At 62.3% G+C, this 21658-nt stretch carries 16 protein-coding genes and 1 pseudogene; 5 read left to right on the top strand and 12 right to left on the bottom strand.

The annotated features are described in order from the left end of the window. Positions 1-37: 37 nt before the first annotated feature. Positions 38-1453, bottom strand: coding sequence for a hypothetical protein (locus tag A0257_03090; protein AMR26174.1), 1416 nt, complete (start codon positions 1451-1453; stop codon positions 38-40). Between the two features lie 1059 nt (positions 1454-2512). Continuing rightward, positions 2513-3958 carry a hypothetical protein gene (locus tag A0257_03085; GenBank protein ID AMR26173.1) on the bottom strand — a complete coding sequence of 482 codons (1446 nt, stop codon included), beginning with the start codon at positions 3956-3958 and terminating at the stop codon, positions 2513-2515. 400 nt (positions 3959-4358) lie between these two features. On the opposite strand from A0257_03085, the gene A0257_03080 reads away from it, so the two are divergent. The 5 genes and pseudogenes from A0257_03080 to A0257_03060 all read left to right on the top strand — a co-directional run bounded on the left by A0257_03080 (position 4359) and on the right by A0257_03060 (position 8084). Continuing rightward, complete coding sequence (locus A0257_03080) at positions 4359-5003, top strand: hypothetical protein (GenBank protein ID AMR26172.1); 645 nt, start codon at positions 4359-4361, stop codon at positions 5001-5003. Between the two features lie 163 nt (positions 5004-5166). Continuing rightward, positions 5167-5622: a MarR family transcriptional regulator gene (locus A0257_03075; GenBank protein AMR26171.1), complete on the top strand. Its 456-nt coding sequence runs from the start codon at positions 5167-5169 to the stop codon at positions 5620-5622. 21 nt (positions 5623-5643) lie between these two features. Beyond that, positions 5644-6078 carry an Ohr subfamily peroxiredoxin gene (locus tag A0257_03070; protein ID AMR26170.1) on the top strand — a complete coding sequence of 145 codons (435 nt, stop codon included), beginning with the start codon at positions 5644-5646 and terminating at the stop codon, positions 6076-6078. Between the two features lie 185 nt (positions 6079-6263). After that, positions 6264-7260 (top strand): annotated as a pseudogene (locus A0257_03065) (NADP-dependent oxidoreductase). A 143-nt stretch (positions 7261-7403) separates the two neighbouring features. Next, positions 7404-8084 carry a dimethylallyltransferase gene (locus A0257_03060; GenBank protein ID AMR26169.1) on the top strand — a complete coding sequence of 227 codons (681 nt, stop codon included), beginning with the start codon at positions 7404-7406 and terminating at the stop codon, positions 8082-8084. A gap of 106 nt (positions 8085-8190) precedes the next feature. Here the strand turns inward: A0257_03060 and A0257_03055 are convergent, their stop codons facing one another. From A0257_03055 to A0257_03010, 10 genes are all read right to left on the bottom strand, one after another. Next, the gene (locus A0257_03055) at positions 8191-9654 is read right to left on the bottom strand and encodes a chloride channel protein (GenBank protein AMR26168.1); all 1464 of its coding nucleotides are present in this window, start codon (positions 9652-9654) and stop codon (positions 8191-8193) included. A 302-nt stretch (positions 9655-9956) separates the two neighbouring features. Beyond that, positions 9957-11306 carry a two-component sensor histidine kinase gene (locus A0257_03050; GenBank protein AMR26167.1) on the bottom strand — a complete coding sequence of 450 codons (1350 nt, stop codon included), beginning with the start codon at positions 11304-11306 and terminating at the stop codon, positions 9957-9959. Positions 11307-11454: 148 nt separating this feature from the next. Continuing rightward, positions 11455-12126: a DNA-binding response regulator gene (locus tag A0257_03045; GenBank protein ID AMR26166.1), complete on the bottom strand. Its 672-nt coding sequence runs from the start codon at positions 12124-12126 to the stop codon at positions 11455-11457. A 39-nt stretch (positions 12127-12165) separates the two neighbouring features. Then, the gene (locus A0257_03040; GenBank protein ID AMR26165.1) at positions 12166-12879 is read right to left on the bottom strand and encodes an iron transporter; all 714 of its coding nucleotides are present in this window, start codon (positions 12877-12879) and stop codon (positions 12166-12168) included. Positions 12880-12984: 105 nt separating this feature from the next. Further along, entirely contained in the window at positions 12985-13185 is a 201-nt protein-coding gene (locus A0257_03035; GenBank protein AMR29606.1) for an arginine decarboxylase, read from the bottom strand. A 26-nt stretch (positions 13186-13211) separates the two neighbouring features. Next, a complete protein-coding gene (locus tag A0257_03030; protein AMR26164.1) occupies positions 13212-14333 on the bottom strand; it encodes a hypothetical protein in 1122 nt (373 codons plus the stop codon). Between the two features lie 5 nt (positions 14334-14338). Beyond that, entirely contained in the window at positions 14339-14776 is a 438-nt protein-coding gene (locus tag A0257_03025) for a hypothetical protein (protein ID AMR26163.1), read from the bottom strand. Between the two features lie 295 nt (positions 14777-15071). Further along, positions 15072-16277 carry a hypothetical protein gene (locus tag A0257_03020; GenBank protein ID AMR26162.1) on the bottom strand — a complete coding sequence of 402 codons (1206 nt, stop codon included), beginning with the start codon at positions 16275-16277 and terminating at the stop codon, positions 15072-15074. A 131-nt stretch (positions 16278-16408) separates the two neighbouring features. Further along, positions 16409-20869, bottom strand: a complete 4461-nt coding sequence (locus A0257_03015; GenBank protein ID AMR26161.1) for a hypothetical protein — start codon at positions 20867-20869, stop codon at positions 16409-16411. A 321-nt stretch (positions 20870-21190) separates the two neighbouring features. Beyond that, positions 21191-21607 carry a hypothetical protein gene (locus tag A0257_03010; GenBank protein ID AMR26160.1) on the bottom strand — a complete coding sequence of 139 codons (417 nt, stop codon included), beginning with the start codon at positions 21605-21607 and terminating at the stop codon, positions 21191-21193. Positions 21608-21658: the final 51 nt, after the last annotated feature.

The following is a 21658-nucleotide window of genomic DNA, read 5'->3' as shown; positions in this document are numbered from 1 at the left end:
CGTTGCGCTCGCAAGGACAGGTGGGTGGCCCTACCCCCTACTTCGCCTGACTCGTAAACACCGCCATATCGCCCGTCGCCGCGGCTTTTTTCAGCAAGCCCTGCCAGGTGCCGGCCACGGCCACGGCGTGGTCTATTTCGGCGCGGTTGAGGATGGTCACGGCCTGGGTTAGCTCCACGGCGTTGGCGAGGCCGGCCTGATAGCGGGCCAGGCTTTGGCCGTAGGACGCCCGCGCGGCGGCGAGCTGCTGGTCGGCGGCCGTCACGTTTTCGGTGGCGTAGGCGATGGTGAGGTCGGCTACCTCGTTTTCGCGCTCCAGGCCGAGGCGCTGCTCATCGAGGTCAAATTGTAGGCTCTGGCTCAGGAAATTAGCCTGTTGAGCGAGGTTGTGGGCGCGGAAGCCATCGGTCAGGTTCCAGTACGTAATGGGGCCCACCATGAAGTCGTAAGCCCGGAATTTCATGCCGTCCCACAGGCCCTTGTGGTAGATGAGGCCGCCGTCGGCCGCCTTCTCATTATCGATGCCCGAGCCCCGGCTGAAGCCGGCCGCAAACAGCCGGATGCCCGGCAGCCACGAGAGCCGGGCCAGGCGCACGGCATCCTGGCTGCGGCGCACCTCGGCCAGCGCCTGGCGCAAAATCGGGTGCGAATCGGGCACGCCGCCAGCATTGGGCGAAGTGGGGGGGGTAGGCATTTGCTGGTAAAAACTGGCCGTGTCCACGGCGATATTGGCGGCCGGCAGGCCCGTCAGCTCGGCCAGGCGCAGGCGCTGCTGCTGGGCCTGCTGCCGCGCCTGGGTCAGCAACAGCTTGGCGCGGGCCACCTCAGCATCGGCCAGCGACGAATCGACGCCCGGTCGCAGGCCCGACGCGGCCCGCGCCGCCGTCACCTGCCGGAACACCTCGGCCCGGCGCACGTTGGCAGCCTGGCGCTCGGCAATTTCCTCATTCACCAGCACGAGCAGGTAGGCGTCGGCGGCCTGAATCTGCTGCTGAAATACCTCATTGTCGAGCGCCGCCTGCCGGGTAATCACCTCATCCCTGGCCACTTGCACGCCGGCCTTAACGCGGCCGAAGTTAAAAAACGACCAGTCGGTGTACAGCGTCGAGCCGCTGGTCCAAGTCATGTCGGAGGTGTTGGTGTTGGGCTTAATCGAGCCCACCACCGGAATGGCCGAGCCCTCATTAGGATAAAACGTGCCCTGCACCTGGTTGCTGGTCGAGTACAGCGCCTGGGTCTGAAACACGGTTTTGGGCAGGTAGTCGTCCCGGCGCTCCTTCACGGCGTAGCGGGCGGCGTCCAGCTCCGCCTGCCGGCCCTTGATGCTGGGGTAGTGCGCGGCCGTGAGGGCCAGCACCTGCGCCAGGGGTAGCGGCGGCGGCCCGGCCGCCGGCTGGGCCAGCAGCGCCAGCGGCGCGGCCAGAGCAAGAAGGAGGGGTAGGAGCGATTTCATGGAAATTAGGAGGCAATTCAGAACGTCATGCTTTGACAAGCGAACGCCAGATAAACACGACGTTCTTTTTTATTAGACTTGTTGCGAGGTACAAGGTGACGTAAATTTGTGAGAAATATATTTCCGCTTAGGTTATGCAACTTTCCACTTCGACCCTTACTACCGAACGTAAATGGCGAGCAGCAACTGGCTTGACACAAGCTCGATTTGAAAAATTACTGACTCATTTTAAGCAAGCTTATTCGCGCTTATTTGATTTACAAATAGCTGACCGTGATGCTTTTGCCATTCATGAGTCCATTATTAAAACGGAAGAAGAACTGCTGCTATTTACCCTATTTAGCTTTAAAACCAGTTTAACTTACGATTTACTTGGTTTTGTAAGTGGGATGGATACCGCGAATGCTAAACGTTATCAAGACCGAGGAATTATGGTGCTTCAAGAAGCTTTAACACTGTCTGGTCATTTGCCTAAACGAGCGTTTGCTAGCGTAGACGAATTTGAAGCTTATTTTAGCCAGCACGAAACGTTGTTACTAGACGGAACGGAACAACGGATACAACGACCGCAAGATTATACTACTCAGAAAGACTCGTATAGTGGTAAAAAAAAGCGAATACCTTAAAAGAAATAGTCATTGCTACTACCACTAGGTGGATTGGGTTTTTAAGTCATTTTCAACCGGGAAAACAGCATGATTATGGGTTACTTAAACAACTCTTTCCTGTTGATAAACAGTGGTTTAGAAAATTTACTGTTCGCCTGGATTTAGGATTTCTGGGGTTTGGTAAGGATTATAAGTGTCCTACCTATTTTCTACCAATTAAAAAACCTAAGGGAAAAGAATTGACCCTGGAGCAGCGAGCCCTAAATAAAGAACAGGCGAGTAAACGTATTATAGTGGAACATGCTATCGGTGGCTGGAAACGTTATCGGATTTTGAGTGACCGTCTACGAATGCACGATTGGAAACGCTACGACAACGTGTTAGGAGTTTGTGCAGGGTTGTGGAATTTTTATCTATGTCCTTGACTTTCAAATCACAACAAGTCTATTTTTTATCCTTTCAAAGCAGTTAAAAAATCGGGCAGGCGGCCAGCGGCCGCCGCTTGGTTAAGCAGGCTTTGCCAGCCCTGGAAGCGCGCTTGCTGGCCGCGCAGTTCGGCGGTTTGCAGCACGTCGAGGGCCTGGTTGAGGTCGGCGGCATTGGCAAGGCCGTTGTCGTAGCGGGCCAGCAGGGCGGTGTAGGCAGCGCGGGAGGCCACCGTTTGGGTAGCGGCCTGCTGCTGAAGCTGCTGGCTGGCGCGGGCGTCGAGGTCGGCGGTGGCAAAGGCGCGGCGCAGGGCCAGGGTAGTGGTTTGGGCGTCGTAGCGGCGGGCGCTGGCGAACAGGCGGGTTTCCTGCTCGGCGTGGTGCAGGTGCCAGGCCTCGGTGAAGTCCCACACCAGCGCTACCCCCACCATGCCATTGAACACCCGCGGCTGCAAACCAGCCCAGATATTCGTGTTGTAATTCAGCTCGTTATACTCGCCCTGCCCGATGCCCGAGCCGCGCGTCCAGAAAGCCGCGATGCCGCGCAGACTAGGCCAGCGGGCGCGGTGCAGCACCTCGGCCCCGGCCAGGGTCAGGTCGAGGTCGGCCTGGCGGAGGCGGGCGGCGGGGTGGGCAGCCAGCAGCAGGCTGTCGGCCACGGGCGCGCCGGGCAGCTGGCTGGGGGCGATGCGCGCAAAGGACACGGTATCAACCACAAACTCACTAGCGCGCAGCCCTACCCGCTCGGCCAGGCGCAGGCGCTCGGTCTGTTCGCGCAACTGGGCCTGCTGGGCGCGCAGGTGCACGCGGGCATAATCGGCATTCACTAAAGAGGAGTCGGCACCCGGCCGCAGGCCGCTGCGGGTGCGGGCCAGCACCACCTGGCGCAAGGCCGCCAGGCGGCGCGCCTGCCCGGCCCACACGCGGGCCTCAGCGGCGGCATCGAGCACGGCCACGTAGGCGCTGGCGGTTTCGACCTGCTGCCGGAAAACGGTGTTATCGACCGCCGCCTGCTGGCGGTTTTGGGCCGTGCGGGCCACCTGCATGGCCGCGCGGGTTTTGCCGAAGGTGGCAATGGGGCCGTCGGCCAGCAGCGTGCCGAAGCTCGACCACGTGAGCGGGCTGCCGTTGGCCTGCTGTTGGTTAGCACCGTTGGGCCGGTAGCCGCCCTCGATGGCCGGCACCGAGCCGCCATTAGGAAAAAACGCGCCCCGAATCTGGTTGCTGGTGGCATAAAACGCCTGCGCCTGCGCAATAACTTTGGGCACGGCCGTGAGCTGCGCTTCGGCCGTGCGAAACGTGACGCCTTGCAGCCGCGCCTGCTGCGCCCTGATAACCGGGTCGCTCGTCTGGTTGAGGGTCAGCGCCTCGGGCAGGGTCAGCACCCGCGCCGGCGCGGTGGGCCCCGTCGCGGCCGACCACGCCACCGCCGGCGTTGCCAGCAGCCCGAAGAAACGCATAAAAGTGACCATACCAGTGAGTTATTCGCGGAGGAATTACCCAAAGGTGCGGCAGGGGTATTAACGTAGGATTGGAGGCAAATTAGAAGTTTCTAATGTTAAGAAGACAGTAGATTTGTGCATCTCTCCTCAAAGCAATTATATGCCAACCCCAAATCAATACTGGTACTTTCTGATTGGTGGCCCGACCAACGAGCTTTCTGGCACTGTTGCTAATTTCTATGCTTATGGGCAGCATTGTGGCGAAGCCTTGGATAATGCTTTACAAGCTGCTGCTGAAGAACTTGGCATACTTAATCCAGAAGCTACGGAAGCTGCTCGGCTGGATATACTTGATAATTTTGAAGAGCCCGAGGACCTTATCAATCTTACCGATTTAGTCCTTACCGGACCGCAAAGCTACTCTTATCCTTTGGACTCACAGGATAAGGATTTTATTTCACCAACTGGAATTATTAAATCGAATGAAGATGGCGAGTTCGAGTATGAATTGATTAAAGAAGGGTTTATCGCGCTTCACGATAAGGATAATAATAGCTTTGATTTTGAGTTAGTTGTGGGAAAGGATAAATTATTGGAGACATTTATTAAAACTTTAAAATTTATCCCATCGCCAGACAGAATAGAAGTATGTATAAAGGGCCATTGGCATAATCAAAAGAGTGAATTATGGGCCATTGATACCAGCAAATTACCAACCAGTATAGAATATTTTTTGCTTGAAAATAAGGAGAATATCCTGCGGAATGGCTTTGTGGAGTGTGCCGTTACTCTGAACTCTGATACAATAATACTTACCCTCAATGAGCATAAGAAGATATTTTTTCAGACCCAAGACGAAAAACTATTTATCAGCTTCGGTGAAGCAATAATGGCATTAGGATTTAAGCAAACCAAGGAGCTTTATAATCTGGAATACGGCTTTTACCATTGGCATTATCGGCCTGCGCAAAGCCTGGATGCTCCTGAGCTGCGAACACTTTTACTCGACACAGGCTTTCGTTTCGTTCAAAGCTGGGATGAAGAACCAAGCGAGCGATACCCTGATGATAATTAGGCACCTCCCAACTAGGGCGAGTTCCGCAGCGTAATCCCGCGCTGGCCGACGGCCAAAGCGTGAAGGCAATCAGCAATTACCGGGGTAGTACACAACCTTTATAAAAATAAATTGCGCACAATTAAACATTGCGCAATCAACCGTAGTTTACTACCCGAACGCCATGCCAACCGTCCCTACCCCCCCTTCCGCGCCGAACGAGCTGTTGAAGCTGGAAAACCAACTTTGCTTTCCGTTTTATGCCGTGTCGCGGCAGCTCACCAAAGCCTACCAGCCTTACTTGCAGGCGCTGGGCCTTACCTACCCGCAATACCTGGTATTGCTGCTGCTTTGGGAGCATGAGGAGCTGACGGTGAAGGAGTTGGGCACAAAGCTGCTGCTCGATTCGGGCACGCTCACGCCGCTGCTCAAGCGCATGGAGCAGCAACAGTGGCTCAGCCGCCGCCGCGACCCGCGCGACGAGCGCTCGGTCGTCATCGGGCTGCTGCCGGGGGGTAGGGCGCTCGAAGCGCGGGCCGGCCACATTCCGGCCCAGCTGCTGGCCAGGGTGGGCCTCACGCTGACCGAGCTGGCCGCTTTGCGCACGCAGCTCACGCAGATTCTTACCCGTCTGGCTTAGCCAGGCATTTTTTATAAAACCATGAAAATCAACAAAGTATTTACCGCGCAGGCGAAAGCCATCGGGGGCCGCGACGGCCACGTAACATCCGACAACCACGTGCTCGACCTCACCCTGAGCACGCCCAAGGAGATGGGCGGCCCCGGCAAAACCGGCGCGACCAACCCCGAGCAGCTGTTTGCCGCCGCCTACGCCGCCTGCTTTGAGGGCGCTCTCGGCGTGGCCGCCCGCCAGGCCAAAGTGAAGCTCGAAAACGTGTCGGTAGAAGCATTTATCGGCTTTGGCCAGGCCGAAGATGGTGGCTACGGCGTCTCGGCCGACCTGCACGTGAACCTACCCGGCTTCGGGCAGGCGCAGGCCGAGGAGCTGGTGCAAGCCGCCCACGGCATCTGCCCCTACTCGCGCGCCACGCGGGGCAACATCGAAGTTACCCTCACCACTACGACCAACGCCTAAAGCAATTTCCGCGCAGCTGTATTTAGGCGAGAATTAAGGGAGTTAAGAATTAAGAGTTAAAAACCTTTTCGCCTGATTTTTAACTCTTAACTCTCAACTCTTAACTCCCTTAAAAAAGCTCGGGTTGAGCCTGGGCGTTTTTTATTTCCCTACCCCCACTTGGGGCGACTGTTACTCAATACCTTATGACTACCAATACCATCTTGCTGGCCAGCCGCCCCCAGGGCGTGCCCACGGCCGCGCAGTTCCGCTTCGAAACCCGCGAGGTGCCGGTGCCCGCCGAAGGGCAAGTGCTCCTCAAAACGCTGTACGTGTCCGTGGACCCCTACATGCGGGGTCGCATGAGCGCGGCGAAGTCGTATATCGCGCCCTTCGAGGTGGGGCAGCCCATCGCGGGCGGCGTGGTGGCCGAGGTGGTGGCCAGCCACAGCGAGGCGCTGCCGGTGGGCAGCGTGGTGGTCGGCAACCTGCCCTGGCAGGAGTTCAGCGTGGCCGATGCCACGGGCCTGAGCCGCGTGCCGGCCGATAAGGCGCCGGCCAGCTACTTTCTGGGCCTGCTGGGCATGCCCGGCCTCACGGCCTATTTCGGGCTGCCCGACATTTGCCAGCCCCAGGCCGGCGAAACGGTGGTGGTGTCGGGGGCAGCGGGCGCGGTGGGTAGCATCGTGGGCCAGCTGGCCAAAATCCGGGGCTGCCGCGTGGTCGGCACCGCCGGCTCCGATGAGAAGGTGGCTTATTTGAAGGAGCTGGGCTTTGATGAGGCCATCAATTACAAGACTACGCCCAACCTGGCCCAGGCGCTGGCCGCCGCCGCGCCGGCCGGCGTGGACTGCTATTTCGACAACGTGGGCGGGGCCATCACCGACGCCGTGTATGACCTGCTGAACAAGCACGCGCGCATCGCGCTCTGCGGCCAGATTTCAACTTATAACGCGACGGAAACGCCGATGGGGCCGCGCCCGGAAGGGAATCCTCAAAACCAGCACCAAGCTGCAAGGCTTCATCGTGAGCGACTACCTCAGCCGCTGGCCCGAAGGCGTGCAGCAGCTGACCGCATGGTACGCGGCCGGCCAGCTGAAGGGCGAGGAAACCATTACCGAAGGCTTCGACCAGATTCCGGCTGCTTTCCTGGGCCTGTTCGCGGGCGACAACACGGGCAAGGCGGTGGTGAAAGTGGCTTAGTTGAATTAAAAATTAAGAATGATAATTTAAAAATGTAGTCACCATAGTTTTTATTTATTATTCTTAATTTTTAATTATAAAAGCATTCCGGGTTCGCTTTCGCGGTCATCCGTTTATTCTTACCCCATCTATTTCGCAAAATCATGAAAATTGCCCTCATTTTGACTTCGCACGACCAGCTCGGCGACACGGGTCACAAAACCGGCTTCTGGCTGGAAGAATTTGCCGCGCCTTACTACGTATTCAAGGATGCCGGCGCGACCCTCACACTGGCTTCGCCCCAGGGCGGCCAGCCGCCGCTCGACCCGGCCAGCGACACGCCCGATACCCAGACCGATGCCACCCGGCGCTTCAAGCAAGACCCGGCGGCCCAGCAGGCGCTGGCCCACACCGTGAAGCTCGACACGATTAAGGCTGCGGATTTTGACGCCGTTTTCTACCCCGGCGGCCACGGCCCGCTCTGGGATTTGGCTGAGGATAAGGACTCTATCGCGCTGATTGAAAAGGCCTACGCCGCCGGCAAGCCGGTAGCCGTGGTGTGCCACGCCCCCGGCGTGCTGCGCCACGTGAAGGCCGCCAACGGCGAACCGCTGGTGAAAGGCAAGGCCGTAACGGGCTTCACCAACACCGAGGAAGCGGCCGTGCAGCTCACCAACGTAGTGCCCTTTTTGGTGGAAGATATGCTGAAGGAAAACGGCGGCATCTACTCGAAAAAGGCCGACTGGCAGCCCCACGTGGTGACGGTCGGCAACCTCATCACGGGCCAGAACCCCGCCTCGTCAGGCCCCGCCGCCGAGGAAATGCTCAGGCAGCTGAAAAAGTAAGTAGCGCGAACTTTCCAGTTCGTGCGCGAGCACCAGCGAGCAGGGTCATTCGCGCCGCGCGGCCCCGCCTGCTCGTTGCGCTCGCGCACGAACTGGAAAGTTCGCGCTACTCGGTTGGCTGCGTTTTCTGGGGCTTCACGTTTTCCTGCTCGTGGTCGTGCTCGTCGTCGTGGTCGGGGGGTAGGGCGGCGGCCTGCGGGCTCAGCTCCTGAGCCAGCGCCTCGCGGATGAAGCCGTGCTTGAGGTGCTCATAGAGCGAGTGCGGGTCCACGAGCGCGGCCACGGCCTGGGCCAGCAGCGCGCCCATCAGCAGCTGGAAAATGGCCGAATGGCGGTCCGTCATCTCCAAAACCAGGATGGCGGCCGTGAAAGGCGAGCGCACCACGCCGGTCAGAAACCCCACCATGCTGACCAGAATCAGCAGGTTGCGGTCCACGATGGGCACGCCGGCCAGGCGGGCCAGGCCATCGCCGAGCAGCGCGCCCGCGCTCAGCGAAGTCGAAAAAATGCCCCCCGCCCCGCCGGCGCTGTAGCTGAGCACCATGCCCGCGAAGCGCACCGGAAACAGGTAGAAGGGCGTGGTGCCGCTGTTCTGAAACAGCAGGCGGTTGATAATCGGCTTGCCGGTTCCTACCCCATCCACGCCGACGAAGTAGGCCAGCGTGGCCAGCGCGAAGCCGCAGCCCACTACCCAGCCCATCTGCGCGCCCAGGGTGGTGAAGCGCTTGCGGTACTGCGCCACCCCCAGCAGGGTTTTGCCAAAAAGCGCCCCCGCCAGGCCGCAGACCATCGCGCAGCCCATTGCCAGCACCTGAAACCAGCCAGCCGGCGAGGTCACCTTCGGGAAGCCCAGGTAGAGATAAGGGCCCAGAAACTGCTGGGCCGTGAGCCCAGCGATGATAACGGCCGCGAACACGGCCATGCGAAAGCGCGACAAGTGAATCTGGGTCAGCTCCTCCACCACGAACACGATGCCGCCGAGCGGGGTGTTGAAGGCGGCGGCCAGCCCGGCCGCGCCGCCCGTCACGAGCGCAATCTGGCGCGAGAGCTGGGGCCAGCCCGCCGGCTGCAAGCGATTGATAGTGCGGAAGATAATCGCCGACACGTGAATGGTGGGCCCCTCGCGGCCGATGATGCCGCCACCCAGCAGCAGCACCACGCTGCTCACTATTTTGACGATGCCCACGCGCAGGCTCAGCAAATACTCGGTGTGGCGATACTGCGAGGGGTTGGAGAGGTCGATGCCCGCCATCACCTGCGGAATGCCGCTGCCCCTGGCGGCCGGGGCCAGGTAATGAATCAGCGCCCAGGCCGCCAAAAACGCGACCGGCGTGAGCCCGAACGCCTGGAGCGGCACTTTGCTGAGCCAGGTAAAGCTCACCTGCTCGGCCCAATTGAAGACGCGCTCGTAGCCCACGGCCATCGCGCCGGTCAGCAGCGAAGCAATCCAGAACGGGAAGCTTTGCAGAATGAGCCGCCGCACCCGCGCCGTGTACAGCGGCCGAATGAGGTAGTGGTCGAACCAGGCCAGGGCCTGTTCGTAGCGGGTAGTAAGCTTGGAATCGGACATACGAATGCACGCTGGGGGCGCGGCTCCAGAAGCCGCGCTACCGGGCAGCAGCCAGCCAAAAGCTACTTGCCCGCGCCAGCCCGCGTCGCGGCCGGCTTTTCACCTACTAAACGCCGGGTAGAGACCGCCGTCGGCAGCGGGCAGCCCGTTGGGGCAACCACATAGCTACTACGAAGGTAGCCCCCTACCCCAGGGTTTTAGATGAAGGCCGGCTGGATAAATCCCCAATAAATTAATTAATTTAATAAAACCCAGGCTATTTGGCCGGTAGTTGCCGGGCACCGAAAAGCCTGGGCCACCGCTCACAGCCACAGGCGAAACTCGGTGCCCTCGCCTACCCCCGACTTTACGGCGATGCCGCCGCCGTGCAGCTCGGCCACGCGCTGCACCAGGCTCAGGCCCACGCCATTGCCCGGCACCTGGCCCCGCACGGCCTCGGCCCGGTACAGGGGCTCAAAAATATGGGGTAGGGCCTCGGGGTCAATGCCCCGGCCGGCGTCGCGCACGCCGTATTCGCAGCCCCGCGGCCCGGCGGCGAGGCTGGCGTGCACGGCCGAGCCCGCGGGCGAGTATTTGCAGGCATTATCGAGGAGGTTGACCAGGGCCAGCGTCAGCAGCTCGGCGTGGGCGCGGGCCTGGCAGTCTTCCACGGCCTCGGGCAATTGCAGCTCGATGCTGGTGCCGGGGTAGCGGCGCTGCACGGTTTGCACGGCGTCGAGCAGGGGCTCGATGAGCAGCACGGGCACCAGGGGCAGGTCGGAGGCGGGCTTTTCCTGGCTGAGCTCGGCCAGCAGCAGCAGGTCGTTGGTGAGGGAGATGAGGCGGCGCACTTCTTCGGTGGCCGAGGTGAGGGTAGCGCGCAGCTCCTGGGGCCGCTCGTCGTAGGCGCGCGAGATGTCGAGCGTGCCCAGCAGGTTGGCCAGCGGCGTGCGCAGCTCGTGCGAGGCGTGGTTGACGAAGCTGCGGTTCTGGGCCACCGTGTCGGCCAGGCGGGCCAGCAGGGCGTTGAACTGCGCGGCCAGGCGGGCCAGCTCGTCGCGGCCGTTGCCGGTGCTCAGGCGCTGGTCGAGCGTGCGCGACGATAGCCCCTGAATCTCGCGGCTCAGCTGCTGCACCGGGCGCAGCGCCCGCCCGGCAAAGAGGTTGGCCAGCAGCACCACCAGCACCATGCCCAGCAAATCACTAACCAGCAGGTTGTTGCGCAGGCGCAGCAAGCCATCGTGGCCGTAGCTGTCCTCCGCCGTCACGATGACCACAAACCGCTCGCCCTCGTCGTTGGCATACAGCGCTACCCCCTGAGCTGCTTCGTGATTGAAAAGCAGGCGGCCCGCCGTGCGCACCTGCACTAGAAAGCGCGAGGTGATGATGAGGCTGGGATTGGCCCGGCTGGTATAGGCCAACTCATTGGCCTCGTTGTAGATAGCTTCGTACTGGTTTTGCTGGGTGAGCAGCAGAATGGCGTCGGTCGGCTCCAGGCGGTCGTGCTTGCGCACATATACCTGGGCCGTGGCCTCGGCCTTGCGCAGCAGCCGCTGCGCGAAGATGTCGCGCTGGCTGTTGCGCTCAAAAAAGTAAACCCCGCACGACACCGCCACCACCAGCGCCAGCATCAGGCCGGCAAAGAAGAGCGTGAGACGGGCGCGGATGGTCATGTTTGGGGGGGGTAGTGTGGGGCAATAAAGAACGTCATTCCGAGCTTGCCGAGGAATCTCGCTCGCAGTCGTTCGGGCTTCGTTCAACAAGGCGGGCGAGATTCCTCGGCAAGCTCGGAATGACGTTCTTTAGTACTCCCTACCCCCCCTACTCCCTCAAAACATAGCCCATGCCCACCACCGTGTGGATGAGCTTGGGCGCGAAATCCTTGTCAATCTTCCGGCGCAAATACGTGATATAGACGTCGATGATGTTGGTGTTGGTATCGAAATTCAGGTCCCAGACCTTCTCGGCGATATCGACCCTGGACACTACCTGGCCGTGGTTGAGCAGCAGGTATTCGAGCAGGGAGTACTCGCGGGCGGTGAGGGTGATGGCCTGGCCGGCGCGCGCCACTTTTTTGGTGGCCAGGTGCAGCGTGAGGTCCGCCACGCGCAGCACGCGGCCGGGGCCGGCGTCGTGGTAGCGCCGGTAGAGGGCGCGCACGCGCAGCAGTAATTCCTGAAACTCAAAGGGTTTCACCAGGTAGTCATCGGCGCCGGCGTCGTAGCCCTCCGTTTTGTGGGCGATGCTGCCCAGGGCCGTGAGCAGCAGCACGGCCACCTGAGGCCGCTCGGCGCGCAGGCGGCGGCACACCTCAAAGCCGTTGAGCTGGGGCAGGTTCACGTCGAGAATCACCAGGTCGTAGTCGCCGTTCAGGGCCATGCTCAGGCCCAGCTGGCCATCGAAAGCCGCCTCCACCCAGTAGCCTTCGCCCTCCAAACCTTTGCGCACGAAGGAGCTGAGCTTGGGCTCGTCTTCAACCAGTAATATTTTCATAAGGGGTAGGGCGCGGGGCTGGCCCCGCGCCCTACAAAACTACACGCCGTGGCCCTGCACCAGCCGCGCCACGTAGAAGGCCGCCGCGGCGGCGGCCGCGCCGGTAGCCGCCATCTTGATGGCTCCCGCTACCGGGGCCTGGCCCGTCAGGCGGCTTTTGAAATAGCCAAATACCAGCAGGCACACCAGCGTGATGAGGCCCGACCACAGCAGCCCTTCGTGGGGGGTAGCGGTCAGGAAATAGGCGCTGAGCGGGATGAGGCCGCCCACGGCGTAGGCCGCGGAAATGGTAAAAGCGCTCTTGAACGCCTGCTTAGGGTCGGGCTCTTCGAGGCCCAACTCATACTTCATCATGAACTTGACCCACTGCTCGGGGTCTTTCACCAGCTCGTTGGTGGCTTGGGCGGCGGTGGTTTCGGAGAGGCCCATTTCTACGAATAGCTCCTGCACTTCCTGCCGCTCGGTGTCGGGCACGGTGCGCACTTCCTCGTGCTCGCGGGTAAGCTCGGCGGCGTAGTGGTCCACCTCGGTGCGGCCGGCCAGGTAGCCGCCCAGGCCCATCGCGATGGAACCAGCCACGATTTCGGCCAGGCCCGCCGTGATGACCAGGCCCGACGACTGCACCGCCCCACTCAGGCCGGCCGCCAGCGCAAACGGCACCGTGAGGCCATCGGACAAGCCAATAACAATATCTTGCAGCATGGCCGAACTGGTGAGGTGGTGTTCAGCCGGGGCGGTAACAATGGGGTTCATCGGGGAAAAGAAGAGGGATAGGGCATTACGAAGGAAAGGACGAAACTGATTGGTATTAAGTAAATGGGGTGAACGCGGTGGACGACAACCTCCGCGTAACATTAGTTAATTGCAGCCGCAGCCGCCGCCTACTTTGCCGCCGTTGGCGCCGCCCCCGCCCTCGCGGTAGCTTTCGAAGTTGACCTCGGAGGTTTCGACTTTGCGGGTGGCCAGCTTCATATCCTCGTCGTTGAGGTAAGCTTTTTGGTAGGCCGCCACCGACACGCAGCCTGGCAGCAGGGCGCTGCCCGCCAGCAGCAGGCCCAGCAGGGCCGGGCGAAAGGGGAAAGATTTCATGGCTGGGGTGGAGAAGAGCGTTTGGCTTGGGGCGCGGCGGAGGGGGTAGGGGCCGCCGGCGCGGCGCTGTGGTAGGCGTTGAGCTGCATCCCGCGCGACACCAGCGTTTGGCCATCGTCGGTTATCACGGTGGCATCCACGCCTTTGAGGCGGTTTATCAGGGCCAGGCCCGGCCCGGCCCCCAGCACGAATACGGCGTCGTCGAGGGCGTCGGCCAGCTCCACGTCGGGGCAAATGATGGTGACCGAGCGTAGGCCCGTGGCCGGGTAGCCGGTGTGCGGGTTAATAATGTGGCCGTAGTATTTACCTTTTACGGTGAAATACTGCTCATAATTGCCGGCTGTGACCACGGCCATGTCGCTGACTGTCAGCCACGACGACACGGTGTGCGGCCGGGCCGGGTCGCCGATGGCAATGCGCCAGCCCGCGCCGTCGGGCTGCTTGCCCCAGCAATACACGTCGCCCGAGCCGTTGATGAGGCCGCCCGCGATACCCATCTTCTTCATAATCTCTTCGGCCCGCCGCACGCCATAGCCTTGCAGAATGCCCGCCAGATTGATGCGCATGCCCTTTTCGGGCAGAAACACGGCGTGCGTGGCCGGGTCGAGCTTCACCTTTTGCCAGCCAATGCGCCGAATGGAGCGGCGCACGAGGGCCGAGTCGGGCAGGCTGGCGTGCTCGGTTTTATCAAACTGATAAATCTTATCGCCGCTGGCAAACGTGATGTCGAACGCGCCGCCGCTGAGCTGGGAGATTTTAAGTGTACGCTCAATAAGGTCATATACTTCCGGGTCCACCACCACCGGCCGGATGCCCGCCAAGCGGTTGATTTTGACCACTTGCGAGGTCGAATCCCAGTAGGAAAAGAGGCGGTCGATGCGCCAGGTTTCGCGCAAGCCGGCGCGCAGGGCGCGCCAGGCCAGCGAGTCATCGCCTGACACGGCCGTGAAGGTGAAATGCGAGCCCATCAGGTGCGCCTCGCGGGTGTAGGCGCGGGCCTGGTGGGCCGCGGCCACCGTGGGTGCCTGCCCGTGGGCCGGCAGGCCGGCGCACAGCAACAGGCCGGCGGCCAGCGGCCCTACCCCCCTGCTACTCAGCAACGTCCACAACTTGGGCATCGGCCTTATTTTTTAGCGAGCAGCTGCTCCAGGTAGGTATCGTAGGCGGTGACGCCGCCGGGGCGGTAGCCGGTGCGGGCCAGGATTTTGCCCTCGGGCGAAATTAGCACGACGGCCGGAAACGCGCCTTCCTGGTTGAGCCGGGCGGCAGCATCTTCGTTGAGCTTGGTTTGGGCGGGGTCGAGGCGGTTTTTCTTGTTGCGCGGAAAGTCGAAGCGCGCCAGCACGAACTTGCCCTTGGCATACTGCGCAAACTCGGGCTGGTCAAATACTTCCTGCTTGAGCATCATGCAGGGCTTGCACCAGTCGGAGCCCGAAAACACGGCCAGCACCGGCTTCTGGCTGGCTTTGGCCTGCTCCAGGGCCACGGGTAGCGAATTCGTCCAGGAAGGGGCCGTTTGGGCCGCGACCGAAGTGGCAGCCAAGGCCAGGCCGGCCAGCAATAGATAACGCATAGGAAAGTGAGGGGTAGGGCGGCTGGCAAACGGCTGGCCAGGGAGAAGATACGGACGGCGGCCGTTACCCCTACGCCGGGCCACCGCTATTTTTTACGGCTTCGCCAGCCGGCGCAGGAGTGGCTGACTGGTCGGGGAGCCGGGGGTTGAACGAGAATACTGGCGAATGAATTTGCAGGAAGACCCGGTTTTTGCCTTAAAGTTTGCTTAAGGCAATTCCTCAATCGGGCTATTAGAGCGGGCCACCGCTGTTCAGGCTGGCCCTACCCCCCTCGTTACGGCCCTAGTCGCCGCCTTCGCCTTTGCGCAGCTCGGCATCCAGAAAATAAGCGCCCCGGCGCACCAGCCCGGTGGTATCGGGCAGCGGGTCGAGCACGGTCACGGGCACGTCGCCGTGCTGGGGCAGGCCGGCGCGCACCTTCACGCGCCGAAAGATGGTGCGGCCCGAGTCGGTGCCGACGCGGCGGAAGATGTAGCTCAGCTCGCCGGCCTGAATGAGGGCGGCTTCGGGCAGGGTGCGCACCCGCGCGCCGGCCGTCTGGATGCGGGCGGCGATGAACTGGCCGGGCAGCAAATCGGTGCGCTCGGGCTCCAGGTGGGCGTGCACGCGCACGGTGCGCGCGTCGTCGTCGAAGGCCTGCCCCACCAGAAACACGCGGGCGGTCAGCACTTCGTCGGGCCGGCCGGCCCCCTTGATTTGAAACAGGATTTTCTGGCCAGGATGCACCTGGGCCACGTCCTTTTCAAACACCTTCAGCTCCAGGTGCAGGTCGTCGCGGTTGAGCACTTCCACCAGCACATCCTGCGGCCCCACGTACTGGCCGGGGTTGATATTAACGGCCTTTACGAAGCCGGCGATGGGGGTAGTGAGCGGCACGCGGCTCACAATCTGGCCCGTGGCATCGAGGTGCGCCACCGAAATGCCGAGCAGCCGCAGCTGGGCGGCGGTAGCGCGCAGGGCGGCCTGCTCGGTGGCGTAGTCGGCGCGGGCCAGTTGCAGCTTGCGCTTGGCACCCACGTCCTCCACGTCCAGAATGCGCTGACGCTCCAGGTCTTCGGCCAGGAAGCGCACTCTAGCCTTACTCTGCAAGTAGTTCTGCTGCAGGGTCAGGTATTCGGGCGAACGCAGAGTGGCCACCGTTTCGCCGGCCCGCACGTGCTCGCCGGGCAGCACGTCAACGGTTTGCACGTAGCCGCCCATGATGGCGGTGAGCGAAACGCGGTTGCCGGGCGGCACCTCCACCGAGCCGTTGGCCTGCACTTCGGTGGTCATGTTCTGCCGCTCGAAGGTGCCGAACGTGATGCCGGCAGCTTTTTCCTGGGCGGGGCTTATCATCACCTGGTCGGGGTTGGCGGGGGAGGTAGGCGCGGCGGCTTTGCCAGCTTTACCGCCGGCTTCTTTGGTAGCCGCGTCGTCGGGCTTGGCACCGCAGGCGGTGAGGAAGGCCAGGCTGGCAGCCAGGACGTAGAGGTTGAGGTTGAAAGGCATAAGTAGGGTGCGGGGCTTGCCCCCGCCCGTCGTTGAATGATTTTAGCCAGCTGGTTGACAAGGAGGGGGTAGGAATGGGTAGGCGACGCGGACGGTGGTCGTCCAACGGCGGGCGGGGGCAAGCCCCGCCCCTACGGCTTATCCGGGCCAGTAAGCGCCTGCACACTCACTACCAGGTCATTATAGCGCTGGGCCTGGTCGAGGTAATTGGTTTGAATCTGCCAGGCCGGGTCGGTATTCACCACGTAGGTCACGTAGTCGATGTCGCCGGCCCGGAAGCTTTTTTCGGCCGTGGTCAGGATAAGCTGCGCCTGGGGCAGGGCCGTTTTCTGGTAATAGGCGAGCGAGGCTGCCGCCCGGCGCAGCTGGCGGCGCAGCGTGCTGAGCTGGGTGCTGAGCTGGCTGGTGGCGTAGCTCAGCTGGCCCTGCGCCACCTGCTCGCCGAGGCGGGCCGCCGCCACGCGCGCCCGCCCGGCCTGGCCCAGCAGCGGAATGGCCAGCCCCAGCTGCCCCACGTGCAGCGCGCTAAACTCGGGCCGGATGGTTTGCTGGAAATAGCCGGCGCGCAGGTCGGGCAGGCGGCGCAATTCCTCGACCCGCGTTTGCAGCTGGCTCACGGCAATTTGCTGGCGCAATAGGCCCAGGGTGGGGTTGCTCTCGGGCGAGAGGGCGGCCGTGTCGGCAGGCGTGAGCGGGGCGATGAGCGCGTCGGTGGTGTCGATGGCGGCGGGCGTGGGGCGGCCCAGCAGCTGGCCCAGCTGCTCGCGCTGCACTTCCAGGTCGGAGAGGGCGGTGAGCAGGCGGTTTTCCAGCTCGCGGGCGCGGGCCTCGGCGGCGACTTGCTCCAGGCGGTTGGTTTCGCCCACTTTATAGCGGATGAGGGCGGCGTGGGCGGCGCGGCGATACAGGCTGTCCTGGCGGCGCAGCAGGGCCACCCGGCGGTAGGTTACGAGCAGGCCATAGTAGCCCGAGCGAACGGACTGCACCAGGTTGCGGCGGCTCACCGCAGCTTGCTGCTCAGCTGTAATTCCTTGCCCTTCAAGCAGTTTACGCTGCGCGATGTACACCCCCGGAAAAGCCGTCTGCTGAATAATATTGAAGGTGTGGTCAGTCAGGTTGCTCGACGTCTGGCCCAGCTGGAAATCCACCACCGTGCGCGGCGGCTCAATGCCCGTGCGGATGAGCGCCCGCTGCTGCTGGGTTTGCAGGCCGGCATTTTGTAGCGACTGGTTTTGGAGGCCCGCCGCTTGCAGCGACTGGCTCAGGTTCAGCGACTGGCCGGCCGTGGAGCCGAGCGTGTTTTGGGCCAGCGCCGGGCGCCCTACCCCCCCCAGCCAGGCTAAGAGTAGCACGGCCGTGACCACGGCGGGCGCGGGCTTTTTGGTGGGGTGCTGGTCTGGTTTTGGGGTCTGATGCTGGCCGGGCTCCTCCCCTTTCTCGGCGGCGTGCTTGGCGTCTTCCTGGGCCTGGGCGGCATCGCGGGGGTTAGGCTCGCCGTCTTTAGTAAAGAGCATATAGAGCACCGGCAGCACCACCAGCGTGAGCAGCGTGGCCGAAAGCAGGCCGCCAATGACGACTGTGGCCAGCGGCTTTTGCACCTCCGCGCCGGCCGAGGTGCTCAGGGCCATCGGCAAAAAGCCCAGCGAAGCCACGCTGGCCGTGAGAATAACCGGCCGGAAACGCTCCTCGGTGGCGCGTAGCACACGGTCACGCACCGAGGCCACGCCCTCGGCGGCCAGCTCGTTGAAACTGGCCAGCAGCACGATACCGTTTAAAACCGCCACGCCGAAGAGCGCGATAAACCCTACCCCCGCCGAAATGCTGAACGGCATCCCGCGCGCCCACAGCGCCACGATGCCGCCAATGGTGGCCAGCGGCACGCCCGTAAAAATGAGCAGCGCCTGCTTCACCGACCGAAATGAGAGGTAGAGCAGCAGGAAAATCAATAGCAGCGATACCGGCACGGCCACTTTCAGGCGCTTAATGGCGTGGTTCAGGTTTTCAAACTGGCCGCCGTAGGTGATGGTGTAGCCGGGCGGCAGCTGGAGGCCGGTGTTCAGCTTACGCTGAATTTCCTGCACCAGGCTCTGCACGTCGCGGCCCCGCACGTTGATGCCGATGTTGATGCGGCGGCGGGCGTCATCGCGCGAAATCTGGATGGGCGCGTTCTTATACGCCACGGTGGCTACCTCATCGAGCGGGATTTTCTGGCCGCCGGGCGTGTCCACGTACAGGTCCCGGAGGTTGGCCAGGCCCGCGCGGTGGGCGCTGTCGAGGCGCATCACGAGGTCGTAGCGGCGCTCGCCCTCGTACACTTGCCCGGCGATGTCGCCGGCGAAAGATGCCCGCAGTATCATGTTCAACTCGCTCACCTTGAGGCCATACTGCGCCAGCTTCTGGCGGTTGTAGGTCACGCGCATCTGCGGCAGGGCCGCGATTTGCTCCACTTTCAGGTCGCCTACCCCCCCCAGCGGGCGGATAAGCGCGGCGGCTTCGTTGGCCTTCTCGTAGAGCACGGCCAGGTCGTCACCGTAAATCTTGATGCTCACGTCCGATTTCACGCCCGAAATCAGCTCGTTGAATCGCATCTGGATGGGCTGCTGAAACTCCATGCTCACGCCCGGAATACCGGCCAGCGCGGCCTGCATCTTGCCCGCCAGCTCCTCGCGGGTGCTGGCCGAAGTCCATTCGCTGTGGTCTTTGAGAATCACCATCTCGTCGCTGTCTTCCAGCGACATCGGGTCGGTCGGAATTTCGGAGGTGCCGCTTTTGCCCACAATCTGCTCAATCTCCGGGAATTTCGCCTTCAGAATCTGCTGCACGCGCAGGTTGGTGGCAATGGTCTGGCTCAGCGACGAGCCGGGCGAAAGGGTCACGTTCAGGGCAATGTCGCCCTCATCGAGCTGCGGAATAAATTCGCCGCCCATTCTGGAGAAAATGAAGCCGGCCAGCACCAGCAGCGCTACCGCGCCGCCCACCACTACCCACCGCAAGCCGAGCGCCGCCCGGATAATGGGGTCGTAGCCGCGGTGCAGAAACTTCATGATGCGGTAAGCAATCGTGCCTTCCTCCTTAATGTCCTTCTTCAATGCCCAGGCCGTGGCCGCCGGCACAAACGTGAGGCACATAATCATGGCCCCGATAATGGCGAAGCTCACCGTGAGGGCCATCGGCCGGAACATCTTGCCCTCAATGCCCGTCAGCGACAGGATGGGGAAATACACGATGAGGATGATAAGCTGCCCAAACAGGGCCGACGACATGAGGCGCGTGGCGGCGCTCTCGGTCATGTCGTCCATCGTTTCGTGGGCGGCCTGCGCGCGCTGGTGCACGATGTGAAAGATGACGGCCTCCACGATAATCACGGCCCCGTCCACAATCAGCCCGAAGTCCAACGCCCCGAGGCTCATCAGGTTAGCCGACACGCCAAACACACTCATCAGGCCCAGCGCGAAGAGCATGCACAGCGGAATCATGAGGGCCACCACCACGGCGGCGCGCCAGTTGCCGAGCAGCAGTAGCAGCACCGCCAGCACGATAATGCCGCCCTCGATGAGGTTGTGCTCCACGGTGGCAATGGCCTTGTCGATGAGCTTGGTACGGTCCAGAAACGGCGTGATAACCAGTCCTTTGGGCAGGGTTTTCTGAATTTCGGCCACCCGCTTTTTCACGTTCTTGATGGTTTGCTCCGAGCTGGCCCCTTTCAGCATCAGCACCACCGCGCCCACGGTTTCGCCCTGGCCGTTGCGGGTCATGGCCCCGTAGCGCACGGCGTGGCCCATGCGCGGCGTAGCCACGTCGCGCACCAGCAGCGGCACGCCGCTGGCCGCCTGCTTGATAACGGTCGCGCCCAGGTCATCGAGCGAGCTGACCCTCCCCTCCCCCCGAATGAAGAAGGCGTTGGGGCCGCGCTCGATGTAGGCCCCGCCGGTGTTGGCGTTGTTGTCCTGCAGGGCCTGGTAAAGCTCGGCCATCGTCACGCCGTTGGCGGCCAGGCGAGCGGGGTCCACGGCCACCTCGTACTGGCGCAGGTAGCCGCCGAAGCTACTCACATCCACAATGCCTTCCACGCCAGCCAGTTGGCGCTTCACTATCCAGTCCTGCACGTCGCGCAGCCGGGCCAGCGAAAACTGCTTTTCGTAGCCGGGCAGCACCCGAATGGTGTACTGGTAAATCTCGCCCAGGCCCGTGGTGATGGGGGCCATCGTGGGCGGGCCGGCCCCGGCCGCGAGGTCGGCCCCGGCGGCTTTGAGCTTTTCGGCCACCAGCTGCCGGGTCTGGTAGGTGGTCATGTCGTCGGGAAAGACGACGGTAATCACCGAGAGCCCGAAGCGCGAGATGGAGCGGATTTCCGTGACGCCGGGCACCGTGCGCAGCTGCAATTCGAGCGGAATCGTGATGAGCTGCTCGACCTCCTGGGCCGCCAGCGCGTCGCTCTGCGTGATGACCTGCACCTGGTTATTGGTGACGTCGGGGATGGCGTCGAGCGGGATATTCACCGCCGAATAGCCGCCCCAGGCGATGAGCGCCAGCAGCAGCAGGCCCACCAGCAGCTTGTTGCGGACACTGGCCGCAATGATTTTTGCTAACATAAAAACGAAAGGATGCGGGGCGGAGGCCGGCGCTCCGCGGTGCGCCTACCCCCTCCCTGCCATCCAGGCGGCAAAGGGGGTTATCAACCTCAAACCCAGAATAATTGCTTGGAGCCCTGCCGAACCGGCGGACATTGGCTATGTCTCCAAAATTTGTAAAAAGCTAGCCGCTAGCTGCGTCAACCGCCCAAGCTAAAGGGGTCGTCTGCTTCTGCGTCCTCCGCGCAACCCTCTGCGGCTTCTGCGGGCTAAAAACCTCTAGCCGAATGCCAGAGCTGTCAGCTCCTAGCAGGCACATGCTTCCCAGGGGCGGCGCGGAGCTTAGGCTCGGGGTGGCTGAAGCAGCGCCGGAGCCGGCGCTTCGGGGCAGGGCGCGGGGGCGGCGGGGCGATAGGCGCGCGCCAGCAGAGCGGTGGCTTGCCGCCCGCTGAAGGGGGTAGGGGCCAGCAGCAGGAAAGCTATGTGGCCATCGCAGGTGTGCTGGCCGTGCAGGGGCAGGCCCTGGTGGTCTTGCTGGTGCCGCGGCGAGCAGGTGCAGCCGAAGTGCGCCTTCTCGCCCGCGCCGTAGTGCTCGGCTAGAAACTCGGCCAGCGACAGGCCGCCGCCGGCCGCCGAGTGGTGGTAGCGGTAGTGCTCCAGCAGCTGGGGCAGCTTGCTCAGCTCCGACAGGTCGTTCTGCGGAATGAGGCTGCCCACCAGCATCAGGCAAGCCAGAAAAAAGGAAACCACCGCTTTCATATCTTATTTTCCAAAACGGCGGGGGGTAGGGAAGGTTTATTTAATGCCCAA

The sequence above is a fragment of the Hymenobacter psoromatis genome (assembly GCA_001596155.1).
Classification (GTDB): domain Bacteria; phylum Bacteroidota; class Bacteroidia; order Cytophagales; family Hymenobacteraceae; genus Hymenobacter.
This window is presented reverse-complemented; position numbering and strand designations above follow the sequence as displayed.

What these genes read in the sequence shown, in the direction of transcription:
- A0257_03050 (AMR26167.1), bottom strand. Translation starts at nt 11,306, where the DNA reads ATGACCATCCGCGCCCGTCTCACGCTCTTCTTTGCCGGCCTGATGCTG.
- A0257_03055 (AMR26168.1), bottom strand. Translation starts at nt 9,654, where the DNA reads ATGTCCGATTCCAAGCTTACTACCCGCTACGAACAGGCCCTGGCCTGG.
- A0257_03015 (AMR26161.1), bottom strand. Translation starts at nt 20,869, where the DNA reads ATGTTAGCAAAAATCATTGCGGCCAGTGTCCGCAACAAGCTGCTGGTG.
- A0257_03010 (AMR26160.1), bottom strand. Translation starts at nt 21,607, where the DNA reads ATGAAAGCGGTGGTTTCCTTTTTTCTGGCTTGCCTGATGCTGGTGGGC.
- A0257_03045 (AMR26166.1), bottom strand. Translation starts at nt 12,126, where the DNA reads ATGAAAATATTACTGGTTGAAGACGAGCCCAAGCTCAGCTCCTTCGTG.
- A0257_03060 (AMR26169.1), top strand. Translation starts at nt 7,404, where the DNA reads ATGAAAATTGCCCTCATTTTGACTTCGCACGACCAGCTCGGCGACACG.
- A0257_03020 (AMR26162.1), bottom strand. Translation starts at nt 16,277, where the DNA reads ATGCCTTTCAACCTCAACCTCTACGTCCTGGCTGCCAGCCTGGCCTTC.
- A0257_03075 (AMR26171.1), top strand. Translation starts at nt 5,167, where the DNA reads ATGCCAACCGTCCCTACCCCCCCTTCCGCGCCGAACGAGCTGTTGAAG.
- A0257_03090 (AMR26174.1), bottom strand. Translation starts at nt 1,453, where the DNA reads ATGAAATCGCTCCTACCCCTCCTTCTTGCTCTGGCCGCGCCGCTGGCG.
- A0257_03085 (AMR26173.1), bottom strand. Translation starts at nt 3,958, where the DNA reads ATGGTCACTTTTATGCGTTTCTTCGGGCTGCTGGCAACGCCGGCGGTG.
- A0257_03030 (AMR26164.1), bottom strand. Translation starts at nt 14,333, where the DNA reads ATGCCCAAGTTGTGGACGTTGCTGAGTAGCAGGGGGGTAGGGCCGCTG.
- A0257_03070 (AMR26170.1), top strand. Translation starts at nt 5,644, where the DNA reads ATGAAAATCAACAAAGTATTTACCGCGCAGGCGAAAGCCATCGGGGGC.
- A0257_03040 (AMR26165.1), bottom strand. Translation starts at nt 12,879, where the DNA reads ATGAACCCCATTGTTACCGCCCCGGCTGAACACCACCTCACCAGTTCG.